The 14,310-nt window shown below is 63.4% G+C and carries 9 protein-coding genes; 5 read left to right on the top strand and 4 right to left on the bottom strand.

The annotated features are described in order from the left end of the window. Nucleotides 1–136 precede the first annotated feature (136 nt). On the top strand, nt 137–4,396 hold the full coding sequence (locus tag KHP07_RS27235) for a DEAD/DEAH box helicase (RefSeq protein WP_214498369.1): 4,260 nt from the start codon (nt 137–139) through the stop codon (nt 4,394–4,396). 113 nt (nt 4,397–4,509) lie between these two features. Here the strand turns inward: KHP07_RS27235 and KHP07_RS27230 are convergent, their stop codons facing one another. Continuing rightward, nucleotides 4,510–6,615 carry a mechanosensitive ion channel family protein gene (locus tag KHP07_RS27230; RefSeq protein ID WP_214498368.1) on the bottom strand — a complete coding sequence of 702 codons (2,106 nt, stop codon included), beginning with the start codon at nt 6,613–6,615 and terminating at the stop codon, nt 4,510–4,512. Between the two features lie 176 nt (nt 6,616–6,791). Here KHP07_RS27230 and KHP07_RS27225 point away from each other — a divergent pair, with 176 nt between their 5' ends. From KHP07_RS27225 to KHP07_RS27210, 4 genes are all read left to right on the top strand, one after another. After that, a complete protein-coding gene (locus tag KHP07_RS27225) occupies nt 6,792–7,994 on the top strand; it encodes an MFS transporter (protein WP_214498367.1) in 1,203 nt (400 codons plus the stop codon). Between the two features lie 209 nt (nt 7,995–8,203). Further along, a complete protein-coding gene (locus KHP07_RS27220; RefSeq protein ID WP_078050388.1) occupies nt 8,204–8,983 on the top strand; it encodes an endonuclease/exonuclease/phosphatase family protein in 780 nt (259 codons plus the stop codon). Next, a complete protein-coding gene (gene clsB, locus KHP07_RS27215; RefSeq protein WP_078050389.1) occupies nt 8,980–10,242 on the top strand; it encodes a cardiolipin synthase ClsB in 1,263 nt (420 codons plus the stop codon). Before KHP07_RS27220 ends, clsB begins: the two co-directional genes overlap by 4 nt. Then, the gene (locus KHP07_RS27210) at nt 10,232–11,188 is read left to right on the top strand and encodes a lysylphosphatidylglycerol synthase domain-containing protein (protein WP_078050390.1); all 957 of its coding nucleotides are present in this window, start codon (nt 10,232–10,234) and stop codon (nt 11,186–11,188) included. The genes clsB and KHP07_RS27210 overlap by 11 nt, the downstream gene beginning before the upstream one ends. 95 nt (nt 11,189–11,283) lie before the next feature. Here the strand turns inward: KHP07_RS27210 and KHP07_RS27205 are convergent, their stop codons facing one another. From KHP07_RS27205 to KHP07_RS27195, 3 genes are all read right to left on the bottom strand, one after another. Beyond that, entirely contained in the window at nt 11,284–12,039 is a 756-nt protein-coding gene (locus tag KHP07_RS27205) for an alpha/beta hydrolase family protein (protein WP_078050391.1), read from the bottom strand. Beyond that, a complete protein-coding gene (locus KHP07_RS27200) occupies nt 12,029–13,138 on the bottom strand; it encodes a DUF3182 family protein (RefSeq protein ID WP_214498366.1) in 1,110 nt (369 codons plus the stop codon). The genes KHP07_RS27205 and KHP07_RS27200 overlap by 11 nt, the downstream gene beginning before the upstream one ends. Before the next feature lie 171 nt (nt 13,139–13,309). Further along, the gene (locus KHP07_RS27195) at nt 13,310–14,269 is read right to left on the bottom strand and encodes a GlxA family transcriptional regulator (protein WP_078050393.1); all 960 of its coding nucleotides are present in this window, start codon (nt 14,267–14,269) and stop codon (nt 13,310–13,312) included. Between the last annotated feature and the right edge of the window lie 41 nt (nt 14,270–14,310).

The following is a 14,310-nucleotide window of genomic DNA, read 5'->3' as shown; positions in this document are numbered from 1 at the left end:
GAGCAGGCCCGGTCTGTGTGGAACGAAGGTTATTAGGTATTTGTCAGAATCGTTGCATTTTGCGGGTTTGTAGCGCAACCGTCACGGATAAAGTGCGGGGTTGCAACTTGTTGTAGCCGGCCGCATAACGTAAGGCATGAACCTACCTGAATCCACGGACACGGTCCTGGACGGCTTCCACCCCGCTGTCAGCACCTGGTTCCGCAGCACGTTCCCTTCGGTGACAGGCGCCCAGGCACAGGCGTGGCCGCTGATCCGCCAGCGCCAATCGACCCTGATCGCCGCGCCCACTGGCTCTGGCAAGACCCTCACGGCGTTCCTGGCGGTACTGGATGACCTGGTCCACCAAGGCCTGGCCCACGGTGGTGAGTTGCCGGATGAAACCCTGGTGGTCTACGTGTCGCCGCTCAAGGCGCTGTCCAACGACATCCAGATCAACCTGCAAAACCCCCTCGCGGGGATTACTGAGCACCTGCAGAACCTCGGCCTGCCGCCGCTGGTCATCCGCACCGCCGTGCGCACCGGCGACACCCCGCAAAAAGACCGCGCGCAGATGCGCAAGCGCCCGCCGCATATCCTGGTGACCACCCCGGAATCGCTCTATGTGCTGCTGGGCTCGGACTCCGGTCGCCAGATGCTCGCCAGCACGCGCACGGTGATCGTCGATGAAATCCACGCCATCGCCGCCGGCAAACGGGGCAGCCACCTGGCCTTGAGCCTGGAACGCCTGCAAGGCCTGTGTGCCGGGCCGCTGATGCGCATCGGCTTGTCGGCCACGCAAAAGCCCATCGACGCGGTGTCGCGATTCCTGGTGGGCAGTGGCCGGGCATGCGCGATTGTGGATATTGGCCACGCCCGCCCACGCGATCTGGATATCGAAGTGCCCCCCGTGCCGCTCTCGGCGGTGATGGCCAACGATGTGTGGGAGCTGGTCTACGACCGCCTCGCCGAACTGGCGCGCGAGCACCGCACCACGCTGGTGTTCGTCAACACCCGGCGCCTGGCCGAACGCCTGGCCCGGCATTTGAGCGAGCGCCTGGGCAAAACCGCGGTAGCCGCCCACCACGGCAGCCTGGCCAAGGAAATGCGCCTGGACGCCGAGCAGCGCCTCAAGGGCGGCGAGCTGCAAGTGCTGATCGCCACAGCGTCCCTGGAATTGGGGATTGATATCGGCGATGTGGACCTAGTCTGCCAGATTGGCTCGCCCGGCTCCATCAACGGTTTTCTGCAAAGAGTCGGCCGCTCCGGGCACCAGGTGGGCGGCACGCCCAAGGGACGCCTGTTCGCCACCACCCGCGACGACCTGATCGAATGCGCCGCCCTGCTCGACTGCGTGCGCCGCGGCGAACTCGACACGCTGCACATTCCCGTGGCGCCCCTGGATGTACTGGCCCAACAAATCATCGCTGAGGTCAGCGCCCAGGAATGGTCCGAGCAGGCGTTGCTGGACCTCATCCACCGCGCCGCACCTTACGCCACGCTGGATGAACGCCACTACCAGGCGCTGCTGCAGATGCTCGCCGAGGGCTACAACGGGCGCCAGGGTATCCGCAGCGCCTACCTGCACCGCGACGCGCTGACGCGCACCCTACGCGGCCGGCGGGGCGCCAAGCTGACCGCCGTGACCAGTGGCGGCACCATCCCTGACAACGCTGACTACAGCGTATTGCTCGAACCCCAGAGCCTGAACATCGGCAGCGTCAACGAAGACTTCGCGGTGGAAAGCATCGCCGGGGATATCTTCCAGCTCGGTAACACGTCCTACAGAATTCTGCGGGTCGACGCCGGCAAAGTGCGGGTCGAGGACGCCCATGGCCAGCCGCCGACCATCCCCTTCTGGCTCGGTGAAGCGCCGGGGCGCAGCAACGAACTGTCGGCGGCGGTGGCGCGCCTCCAGGGCCAACTGGACGCGTTGCTCAGCGCTACGCCCGGCGAGCTGCACGCCGCACAGGACTGGCTCACCGGCCCCCTCGGCCTGAACCGCGCCAGCGCCGAGCAGATCCTCGATTACCTGGCGCGCACGCGCTTGGCCCTGGGTGCGTTGCCGTCCCAGGACACGTTGATCATGGAGCGGTTTTTCGACGCGTCCGGCGGCACTCAGTTGATCATCCACACGCCGTTCGGCAGTCGCGTCAACCGCGCCTGGGGCCTGGCCCTGCGCAAGCGATTCTGCCGTACGTTCAATTTCGAATTGCAGGCGGCCGCCAGCGAGAATGCAATCGTGCTGTCACTGTCCACCAGCCACAGTTTCGAGCTGGATGAGGTGTGGCGTTACCTCAATAGCCACAGCGCCGAACACATCCTGATCCAGGCTGTGCTGGATGCGCCGCTGTTCGGCGTGCGTTGGCGCTGGAATGCCGGTGTGGCGCTGGCGTTGCCGCGCTACACCGGTGGACGCAAGGTTGCGCCGCAGATCCAGCGCATGAAAAGCGAAGACCTGATCGCCAGCGTGTTCCCCGACCAGATCGCCTGCCTGGAAAACCTCGCTGGCGAGCGCGAAGTGCCCGAGCATCCATTGGTGGAGCAAACCCTCGATGACTGCCTGCACGAAGCCATGGACAGCGACGCCTGGCTGGCCCTGCTGCGGCGCATGGAGCGCGGCGACGTGCGCCTGATCAGCCGCGACCTGCCGGCGCCCTCCCCCATGGCTGCAGAAATTCTCAGCGCGCGGCCCTACACCTTTCTCGACGATGCGCCGCTGGAAGAACGGCGCACCCAGGCCGTGCTCAACCGGCGCTGGAGCGACCCGCAGAGCACCGACGACCTCGGCGCCCTGGATGCGGAGGCCATCGCTGGCGTGCGCGAGGAAGCATGGCCGGCGCCCAACGGGCTAGATGAAATGCATGAGGCGCTGATGAGCCTGGCGTGCATCGCCAGCAACGAAGTCACCCCGCAATGGGCGCAGTGGCTGCAGGCGTTGGCCAAGCGTGGTCGCGCCTATCAACTGCACACTCACTTGCACACCCGCCTGTGGGTCGCGGTTGAACGCCTGAGTTGTGTGCAGACAATCTACCCCGGCGATGTGCCGTTGCTGCCCGGTTTCGATGAGCCCTGGACCGTTGAGGAGGCCGTGACCGAAGTACTGCGCGCGCGCCTCGGTGGGTTCGGCCCGCTGAGCCTGATCGAGATCGCCGCGCCCCTGGCCTTGCCGGTGGCGGATGTGACCCAGGCGCTCGCCCGCCTGGAGCAGGAAGGCTACGTGCTGCGCGGGCATTTCAGCCCTGGCGCCACCCAGGAGCAATGGTGCGAACGCCACCTGCTGGCGCGCATCCATCGCTACACGGTCAAGCGCCTGCGCCGGGAAATCGAGCCGGTGGCGTTGCAGGACTTCATGCGTTTTCTATTCGATTGGCAGCACGTGTCCGACAGCACCCGTGGCCAGGGCAGCGCGATGTTGCCGCAGATCGTCGGACAGTTTGAAGGCTATGCCGCTGCCACGTCCGCCTGGGACAGCGACCTGCTCAGTGCGCGCCTCAAGGACTATTCCTCCATCTGGCTTGACGAGCTGTGCCGCAGCGGCAAGCTGGTGTGGACGCGCTTGAGCAACAAGACCAGCGCCATCGCGTTGCGCAGCACGCCGGTAGTGTTGCTGCCACGCAGCCAAGTGGGGCTGTGGAGCGGCCTCACCGAACTCACTGACGCCACCACGCTGTCGCCCAAGGCGCAAAAGGTGCACCAGGCACTGCGCGATCACGGCGCGCTGTTTTTTGATGAACTGGTGCACGAAACCCACTTGCTGCGCAGTGAACTGGAAACCGCCTTGCAGGAACTGGTAGGCGCCGGGTTGGTGAATGCCGACAGCTTCGCCGGCCTGCGCGCCCTGACCACCCCCGCCAGTAAACGCCAGGCACGCAGCAGCCGGCGTGGGCGCGGGGCGTTTGTGGGCGGTATGGACGATGCGGGTCGCTGGGCGCTGGTCCGGCGCCCGTCGACTGCCGCCGGCCCGCACTCGGCCGAAACCCTGGAGCATGTGGCGATGACCCTGCTGCGCCGCTATGGCGTGGTGTTCTGGCGCCTGCTGGAGCGCGAGGCCGAATGGCTGCCGAGTTGGCGCGAATTGCTGCGCACCTTTCACCGCCTGGAAGCGCGCGGGGAGATTCGTGGCGGACGGTTTGTGAGTGGCTTGGCGGGAGAGCAGTTTGCGTTGCCGGAGGCGATTCCATTGCTGCGTGAAGTGCGGCGTCGGCCCCATGATGGGAGTTTGATAGCGGTGTGTGGCGCGGATCCGTTGAACCTGGTGGGCACGCTGTTGCCAGGCAGCAAAGTGCCGGCAGTGAGTGGCAATCGAGTTGTGTACCGGGACGGGTTGCCGGCAGCGGTGATGGTCGCGGGTAAGCAGCAGGTGTTGCTGGAGGTGGATCAGCAGGTGATTCAGGAAAAATTGATCCGGCATTGAGCCTGTATTGACCCTGCTGCCCTCATCGCGGGCAGGCCCGGCTCCCACATGGGCGTGCATTCCAAGTGTGGGAGCTGGCTTGCCTGCGATGAGGGCTCAACCGTCAACATCACTTATTGAGGCCTGGGCTGCTCCGTCAACACCACCGACGTCGGTGCTTCCTCGTCCGGCTCATCCACCTGCGGCGTACGCTTGGGCAACAGCACCTGCTGTGGATAAGTCTGCGCGAAGTGCACCTCATCACAGTTATCCACAAGCTTTTTCAACCGCTGGTTAAACGCACGACTCACCGCATATTGCCCGCCCGACACGGTGCGGAACTGCGCAGTGAGTACCACGCCGTTAAGGTCCATTTTGTCGACGCCAAACACCTCCAGCGGCCCTTGCAGGTTGTACTTGAGGAACACGTCATCGCGGATCGACTGCCCTGCTTCGCGGATCAACTCCACGGCCTTGTCCACGTCCGTGTCGTAGGTGAACTGCACCGAGAAGAACGCGTAGGCGAATTGTCGCGACTGGTTGGTGACCGCCTTGATTTGCCCGAACGGCACCGAGTGCACAAAGCCCTTGCCGTCGCGCAGGCGCAAGGTGCGGATGGTCAGGCCTTCGACCGTGCCGGCGTGGCCGGAGTCGAGTACCACCCAGTCGCCAATGGACAGGGTGTCTTCGATGATGATGAACAGGCCGGTGATCACGTCCTGCACCAGTTGCTGCGAACCGAAACCGATGGCCAGGCCGACCACCCCGGCACCTGCCAGCAGCGGCGCAACGTTGATACCCAGGTTGGCCATGGTGGTGATCGCGCAAATCACCACCAGGATGATTTTCACCGCATTGCGCAGCAGCGGCAGGATGGTCTTGACCCGCGTGCTGGGCTGGCGGCTGGAGCGTTTGTTGACCGGTGGTTTCAATGCTTCCTGGATGGCCGTGTCGAGCACCACCCAGAACAGCCAGGTCATCAGCAGGATCAGGCCGATGCTGCTGAGCGAGTCGCTGATCGCGCGGCCAATCGAGTTGCGCTCGGCGAATTCAAACAACGACACGCCCCAGATGCGTCCGAGAACCTCGATAAATGCCACCGCCATTACGATGCGCAACAGCGCATGCAGCAGACTGAGGAAGCGCTCTTTGTAGGCACTGCTGCGCTGGATCGCTACTTGGCTGCGGGATTTGAACAGGTGTTGCAGTACCGTGCTGAGGAATACCGTGCCGATCAGCAAGATCGTCGTGAACAACGCACAGCGCAGCACCTTCTGGTTGTCGTCGCCGGCCCCGATCAGGTTGATCGCCGAGACCAGCACCATCAGCAGGATCGGCCAGTACCACAGCCCCGAAAAGATGCGCAGTGATTGCTGCAAGGCCGGGTGTTTGAGGCGCTGGGCCAATGGCCGGTTGCGGATCAAGTGGGCGACCGGGCGGCGCAGGCGAACCACCAGCACACCGAAGATCACCGTCGCAAACAGGCCGGTGAAGACCGCGATGCTGCTGGTGATATTGCCGCCCAATTGGCGTGCGATCTGCGGGCTGGTCAAGGCGTCGCTGAGGGCGGCGAGGAAGCCGATCAGGAACAGCGGCTTGGGGCAGTAGTCGCGAATGATCTGCACCGCCGGGCGCTTGTGGCCGACATTGAACATGACGATCACGCACAGCAGCATCGAGGTGGAAAAGATACCGCTGCTGGTGGCGTAGGCAAAACACAGCGCCAGCGCGCGCCCCACGGAGGTGGGCAGAAAATGGCTGACATACAACGTGAGCGGCAGGCACACCAGCGCCGGCAGTGTGTAAGGCACTACGTAGCCCAGCACGGAGTGGAGGCGGTGGCGCCGTTCGAAAAACGTGCGATGCCCCAGGCGCCGCACAATCACACGCCCCAGTAACGTCAACAGCGTAAAGGCACCGATCCACACACCGGACAGCAACAAAAAGTCCCCGGCGACGCTCCACGGCGAGCGCTCAGTGGTTTGGTTGACCAGCCGCCCGACTTCGTTGGCGGCCCGGTCTGCACGCAGGCGCCATTCGTCAATGAAGTTCTGGTTGAGGTCCAGCTTCTGCTGCACGTCATCGATGCTGGAACTGATCGCCCCGAGAAGCCCGCCCTCCACCAACAACTCCGGCTTGGCCGGCGCTTCGGGTTCAGGCGCGGTGGCCGCGGCTTGCAGTGCGCCGCTGCCGCAAAACAGCAGTGCGCCGAGCAGTAATGCAGTCTTTAGGTTCAGCAAAACACCGGGCTCCTTCAACAGGGTCTGTAAGGAACTGACGGGTTTGAGCCTTGATCGTTCCCCTTCTGCGGCATCTTTGACTTGCAGGCAAATATCAAATGCCAATCCCTGGCTTTTTCAGCAACAGCCGACCCCCGACACTGCGCTCCTGATTGAAACCCACCGGAGTTGCAGCCATGCCCATTGCCTTGCTCGCACTGACCCTCAGCGCTTTCGCCATCGGGACGACCGAGTTCGTCATCGTTGGCTTGCTACCCACCATTGGCGCCGACCTCGGCGTCGACCTGCCCTCCGCCGGCCTGCTGGTCAGCCTCTACGCCCTGGGCGTGGCCATCGGCGCGCCGGTGCTCACGGCCCTTTCCGGCAAGGTGCCGCGCAAATTCCTGCTGCTGTCGCTGATGGTGCTGTTCACCCTCGGCAACCTGCTGGCCTGGAAGGCGCCGAGCTATGAATCCCTGGTGCTGGCGCGGATCGTCACCGGCCTGGCCCACGGCGTGTTTTTCTCGATTGGTTCGACCATCGCCACCAGCCTGGTGCCCAAGGAAAAAGCCGCCAGTGCGATTGCGATCATGTTTACCGGCCTGACCGTCACGCTGGTCACCGGCGTGCCGCTGGGTACGTTTATCGGCCAGCATTTCGGCTGGCGTGAAACCTTCCTCGCCGTTTCGGCGCTGGGTGTGATCGCGTTTATCGGCAGCCTGATTTACGTGCCGAACAACATCGCCCACAGCAAACCCGCGTCCTTGCTGCAACAACTGCAGGTGCTCAAGCAACCGCGCTTGCTGCTGGTATACGCCATGACGGCCATCGGCTACGGCGGCTCGTTTATCGCGTTCACTTTCCTGGCGCCGATCCTTCAGGATATTTCCGGGTTCAGCGCCAGCACCGTGGGCCTGGTGCTGCTGGTGTACGGCGTATCGGTGGCCGCCGGCAACATCTGGGGCGGCAAGCTGGCGGATAAACGCGGCCCGATCAGCGCGCTGAAAATCATCTTTGCCCTGCTCGCCGCCGTATTGTTCGTGCTGACCTTCACCGCCGGCAACCCCTGGCTGGCCCTGGCCACCGTGCTGGTGTGGGGTGCGGTCGCTTTCGGTAACGTGCCGGGCCTGCAGGTGTATGTGGTGCGCCAGGCCGAGCATCACACGCCGCAAGCGGTGGATGTGGCCTCGGGGCTGAATATCGCCGCGTTCAACCTGGGGATCGCCGGAGGCGCCTGGGGCGGCGGCTTGATCGTGGCGCATATGGGCCTGATTCACACCGCCTGGATCGGTGGGCTGGTGGTGCTGGTGGCATTGGCACTGACCGCCTGGAGTGGCCGACTTGATCGGTTGGGGCCGGTGTATGCCGAGTCGTCGCCCCGGGTCGTGGCCGGGCACTGACTCGCTCCCACCATTGAACCAATGTGGGAGCGGGCTTGCCCGCGAATGCGGTGGGTCAGTCAATCATTCAGCGACTGACACACCGTAATCGCGGGCAAGCCCGCTCCACAGTTGGTTAATGCCGTCTGTAGAAAGGTGGAAACTTTCGGCCAAAAATCGTAGTCAGCCATAAACGGGGGCCTGGCCCCCCTTCTTTCACAGGAGCAACCATGGCTGCGATACCCGACTGGGTGCCCATCACCCCCAGCGTCGCCATCACACGCTTCACGGTGCTGACGGTCAATATCCACAAGGGCTTCACCGCCCTGAATCGACGTTTCATCCTGCCCGAGCTACGGGAAGCGGTGCGCAGCGTGGGCGCCGACATGGTGTTCCTGCAGGAAATCCACGGCACCCACGAGCGTCACCCCCAGCGCTTCAGCGACTGGCCAAACATGCCGCAATACGAGTTCCTGGCCGACAGCATCTGGCCGCAGTTCGCTTATGGCCGCAATGCGGTCTACCCCCACGGCGACCACGGCAATGCGCTGCTGTCGAAATTCCAGATCGTGCGCCACGACAACCTGGATATTTCCCAAAGCGGCCATGAAAACCGTGGCCTGTTGCACTGCGTGCTGCGCCTGCCGGGCACCGGCCAGGAGGTGCATGCGATCTGTATTCACCTGGGCTTGCGCGAGGTGCATCGCCAACAGCAATTGCGTCTGATCGAGCAGCGTATCAGCGAGATCCCGGCCGACGCGCCGCTGATTGTCGCTGGCGATTTCAATGACTGGCGCCAGAAGGCCGACTTGAGCCAGAGCGGCCTGAAGGAAGTATTCGTGCAAACCCTGGGCAAACCCGCGCGCACCTTCCCAGCGCGCCTGCCGTTGCTGCCGCTGGACCGCATCTACGTACGAAACTTGAAGGTGCATAACCCCCGTGTGCTGACGACGCGGCCCTGGTCCCATCTGTCCGACCATGTGCCGCTGTCGGTGGAGATCGAGCTATGAACGTGGCCATTGAGCATATTTCCACCGATCAGCCGCCCGACGAGGCCAAGGCCCGCGACCTGGATTACGGCTGGCAGAGCGGCAACCAGGTCGAGTTGCTGGAGAACGGCGAGGCGTACTTTCCCAAGGTTTTCGAAGCCCTGCGCGAGGCCCGGCGCGAGATTCTGCTGGAGACCTTCATCCTCTTCGAGGACAAGGTGGGCCATGAACTGCAGGGCATTCTGATCGAGGCCGCGCAGCGCGGCGTGAAAGTGGTGGTGAGCCTGGATGGCTTTGGTTGCGGCGAGCTGAGCCCGGCATTTCTCGGCGAGCTGGCCGAGGCTGGGGTGGCCGTGCAGATGTTCGACCCGGCCTCCAAGACGCTGGGCATTCGCACCAATTGGTTTCGCCGCTTGCACCGCAAGATCGTGGTGGTGGACGCCGAGGTCGCCTTCATCGGCGGGATCAATTTTTCCGCCGACCACCTGGGTGATTACGGCCCCGAAGCCAAGCAGGATTACGCGGTACGCGTGATTGGCCCGGCGGTGGCGGACTTGCATCATTTCGCCCTGGCACAAAGTGGCCGCCAGCCACGTACGCGTCGGGGCTGGCGGCGGCGCCAGCAACGGCCTGCGCTGTGGTCCACCGACAAAGGCGACGGCCAGGTGCGCCTGATTTATCGCGACAATGTGCAGCACCGCGATGACATCGAAGAAGCCTATATCCATGCACTGAGCCAAGCGCAAAAACGCGCGGTGATCGCCAACGCGTATTTCTTCCCCGGCTACCGCCTGCTGCGGGAAATCCGCAATGCCGCGCGCCGTGGCGTGCAGGTGCAACTGATCATGCAGGGTCAGCCCGACGTGCTGTTGGCCAAACTGGCGGCACGCATGCTCTACGACTACCTGCTCAAGGATGGCGTGGTGATTCACGAATATTGCCAGCGCCCGCTGCACGGCAAGGTGGCGCTGGTGGATGACGACTGGAGCACCGTGGGCTCAAGCAACCTCGACCCGCTGAGCCTGGCATTGAACCTGGAAGCCAACGTATTGATTCGTGACCGGGCGTTCAATCAGCAGCTGTATGAACGCCTGGAAACCCTGGCCAAGAACCACTGCCAGACCATGCCCGAGAACCGCAAGCCGCGCCTGTGGCTGTGGCGCTTGACCGTGGGTTTCCTGGTGTTCCATGTGATGCGCCACTTCCCTGCGCTGACGGGCTGGCTGCCGGCGCACAAACCGCGACTCAAGCCGTTTGAGGCCCAGCACCATGACGTCTGAAACCCAAGGTTCGCGATTCAAGCGTTGGAAAAAACCGCTGACCATCGCCTTCTTCCTGGTGCTGATCGTCCTGTTCACCCTGCTCGCACGCCGCATCGACTGGAGCGAGGTGGTGCAGACCCTGGGCGACTTCAAGGTGCGCACCTTGGTGATCGCCAGCGCGCTGACGCTGTGCAGTTTCCTGGTCTACGCCAGCTTCGACCTGATCGGTCGCACCTACATTCGCCAAAACCTGGTGTGGAAGCAGATCCTGCCCGTGGGCATCATCAGCTACGCGTTCAACCTCAACCTGAGCGCGTGGGTCGGCGGTATCGCCATGCGTTACCGGCTGTATTCGCGGCTGGGGGTGAGCACCGGCAATATCGCCAAGATCCTCGGACTGAGCCTGGCCACCAATTGGTTCGGCTATATGGCAATCGCCGGAGTGGTATTCAGCAGCGGGCTGGTCACCATGCCGCCGGGGTGGAAAGTCAGCACCACGGCTCTGCAAGGCATCGGCGCGCTGTTGGTGCTGGCCAGCCTGGGTTACCTGGTGGCCTGCCAGTTTTCTAAGAAACGCGCGTGGACCATTCGCGGCATGGAGATCAACCTGCCGTCGGTGCGCATGGCGTGCCTGCAGTTGCTGTTGGGCGCGTTGAACTGGTCGCTGATGGCGGCGGTGATCTTCACCCTGCTGCCGGCGAAACTCGACTATCCATTGGTACTGGGTGTGCTGTTGATCAGCGCGATTGCCGGGGTGCTCACCCATATACCGGCCGGGTTGGGCGTGCTGGAGGCGGTGTTTATTGCACTGCTGCAGCATGAGGCGTCACGGGGCAGTTTGCTCGCCGGGTTGATTGCGTACCGGGCGATCTATTTTATTGTGCCGCTGCTGATTGCGCTGGTGATGTACCTGGGGGTGGAGGCGAAGGCCAAGGCGTTGCGGGTGAAGAAGACACCGGCTTGATCGCTATCGCTGGCACGCCAGCGCCTACAGTTTGAATGCGTCCCCCTGTAGGAGCCAGTTCAGCTTGCCGGCGATAGCAATCTAAAGAACACCCCCTACTGAGACTGAATGATGCTCAACCGTTCACCCACCACCATCTCGGTGATCCAACCCACTAGGATCGAGGTATAGGCCTGCTGCGACACCGGATCGCTGAGAGAATGGTCGGCGCCATCGATGATGCGATGGGTCAGGGAGTGTGTCTGCTGGCACGCCGCGCGGTAACTCATGATGGTGGCATGGGGCACATGATCATCGGTTTCAGACTCGACGATCAGCACATCTCCGGTAAACGCCGAGCACGCGTGCAAGGCGCGGTTGGTTTCGGCATGCACCAGCGTGCTGCGGTAATCCATCAGATCGGCCTTATCCAGATCACGCTTGGGCTTGAGCCATTCCTGGTCGCGGTACAGCGCCGGCACGCGCAGCGCCAGCCAGCGCACCGGGCGCAGTGAGGTGAGGATGGCGGCCAGGTACCCGCCGTAGCTGGTGCCCACCACCGCCACCGCCGAGGTGTCGATGGCCGGGTGGGACAACAACCGGTCGTAGGCCGCCAGCAGGTCACGCAGGTTGTCCTCACGGGTGACGCGGGACAATGGAATGCCCGTGCCGGCGTGGCCACGCAGGTCGAAGGTCAGGCACACGCACCCAAGGCCGGCGATGCCTTTGGCGCGTTCGAGGTCGCGCTCCTGGCTGCCGCCCCAGCCGTGCACAAACAGCACCCCCGGTACTTTGGATTTGGGACTCAGGAAGGTGCCGCTCATCTGTTCGTCGTCGATATCGATCGCAATGCTTTCGCTTCTAGCCGTCATAAGATTTAACCGTCACGTACTTGAGAAGAAACTCGCTGTTTTCCGCCGGCCCGCGATACACCTCGATAGCATCGGCCGGCAGGGGTTGGTCCACGTAGGTTTCCACCGAGGACACGTGGATCGCGCGCAAGCCGGGATGATTGATAAAACTCTGCAACGCCGCGACTTCCGCGCTGCTCGCCCCGCCCATGCGCCAGGATTGTTCGAGCACGCCACTGCGCCGCTGGCCGTTACTGTCCAGGCCTTGGGCGATGTCGTAATTGCGCCGAGAGGCATAAAAACCCGGGTAGGCCTCATCGGCGGCACCGTCGAAAACCTGGGCTTGTTCGATGGCTTCGCGTACGTCACCGGGCAAGTCGAGCGTTAACAGGTTTTCGTAGCCACCGGGCACCACCAGCAGGTTGGAGCCGCCATAGACGTCTTCGCCCTGCCCGTCTTTCGTCAGGTATTGCTCGCCGCAGTAGCTGAACACGTGCTCGCCGATAAAGCTCTGGCCGACACTGTGGGTGATCACGTCGTGCAGGTCTTGCTCCAGCACCACGCCTTGGTTGAACAGTTCTGCGGCGTCGGGTCGCGCCAGCACGGCGTCGAATTCATCAAGGCTGTGGATAACTTCCTGCCCACGGCCCGCGCAGGCGTGCACGGGTTTCAAACGCAGGGGCCCACTGTAGAGCAGGCGGGTGGCGGCGGGCCGTGCGTCCTCCAAGGCGAACACGCTCAAGCCATCCAGCACCACCGGTCGCACACGCTCGCAAAACAATGCCGACCAGCCTTCCGGCGCCTTGGCCTCAGGGCCGAGCAAGCCATGGCTGATCGCTTTGGTGCAGATGAAGTCGTGGTCGACGTACCCGCCCCACAGATCCTCCGGGCCATTGATGTTGAGCGCCCGCGCCTGCGCTGGGCCGACCAGGGTTTGCGTGGGCAGCAGGTACAGCGCGCGCCCCGCATGCAGATCGGGGTCGTAGCTGCCGCCGAATTTGAGCCCGAGTATCTGTGCCAGCCAGCGCGCCAGGGCGCGGTTGGTTTCGACCTCGTGCAGCGGCGCGCCCTCGCGTGTGGAGTGAGCCACTACCAGCTTCTTGCGTTGAGTTGGGGTCATGCGTCCCCCTTGGCTATCGCGCCCTGTGTGTGCCGAGAAGGTTGCAGGGATCAGGCCAAGGCTATTTCGCAGAAGATGGTTTTCGAATCAAGCAGTTGCCCGAACACCGATGGCAGTTGGCCTGCCTCATTCTGCACGACGTTGCGTTGGTGTCGCGGCGTTCTGCACGATTCAGACGCCAAAACGGCTGCGGTAATCGCTGGGCGCCAGGCCGGTGATTTTCTTGAAGGTGGCGCGGAAGGCGCTGGGGTCCTGATAACCCACGGTCCAGGCGATATGGTCAATGGTGCCATTGGTGAACTCAAGCATCTGCCGCGCCTTGCCCACACGCAGGTGCTGGCAGTACTCGGTGGGTTTCAAACCGGTGGCATTGCGAAAACGCCGCAGGAACGTACGCTCTTCCAGGCCTGCCTCTTGGGCCATCGCCGCCACGCAAACCTCCACTGCACCGCTGGCCTGCAACCAGTGCTGAACTTTGAGGATGGCTGCATCACCGTGGCCGAGAATCGGCGCAAAGTTGCTGCCGCACTGGCTGGCACTGTCACTGTGCTCGATCACCAGGAAACGCGCCGTATCGGCCGCGATGCTGGGGCCCATCAGGCGGTCGACCAGGCGCAGGCCAAGTTCGGACCAGGCCATCAAGCCGGCGGTGGTGATCAGGTCGCCGTCATCGACGATCGGCTTATCCGCCTCCAAGCGTACGGCCGGGAAGCGGGCTGCGAAGGATTTGGCGGAGGACCAGTGGGTGGTGGCGCTGCGGCCATCAAGCAATCCACTGCGCGCCAGCATGATCGAGCCAATACACACGCCACCCAGCACAGTGCCCGCCGCGTGTTGCTGGCGAAGCCATTCCAGTAACGCAGGGGGCGCCTGGTCTTCGGTAAACTCCCCAATCGAGGGCGGCACCAGCACGGCCATCATCGGTTGATCCGGGCCGGGGTGGCTGCTGAATGCGCGCACCGGTGTGCCGGTCGCGTCCACCTGCCAATGGCTGACCCGCAGCAGCGGCAACTGCGCGGATTGATGCTCGGCGGCAATGCGGTTGGCTACGCCGAACAGGTCGGTCAGGCCATGCACGGCCGCCAGTTGCGCACCTTGGTAGATCAACACGCCCAGCTCAACAACGACCATTGTCAGTTTTCCCCCTGTTATTGTCGGTGCAGCCAATCCCA

The organism is Pseudomonas sp. VS40 (assembly GCF_018587885.1).
Taxonomy (GTDB): domain Bacteria; phylum Pseudomonadota; class Gammaproteobacteria; order Pseudomonadales; family Pseudomonadaceae; genus Aquipseudomonas; species Aquipseudomonas pergaminensis.
This window is presented reverse-complemented; position numbering and strand designations above follow the sequence as displayed.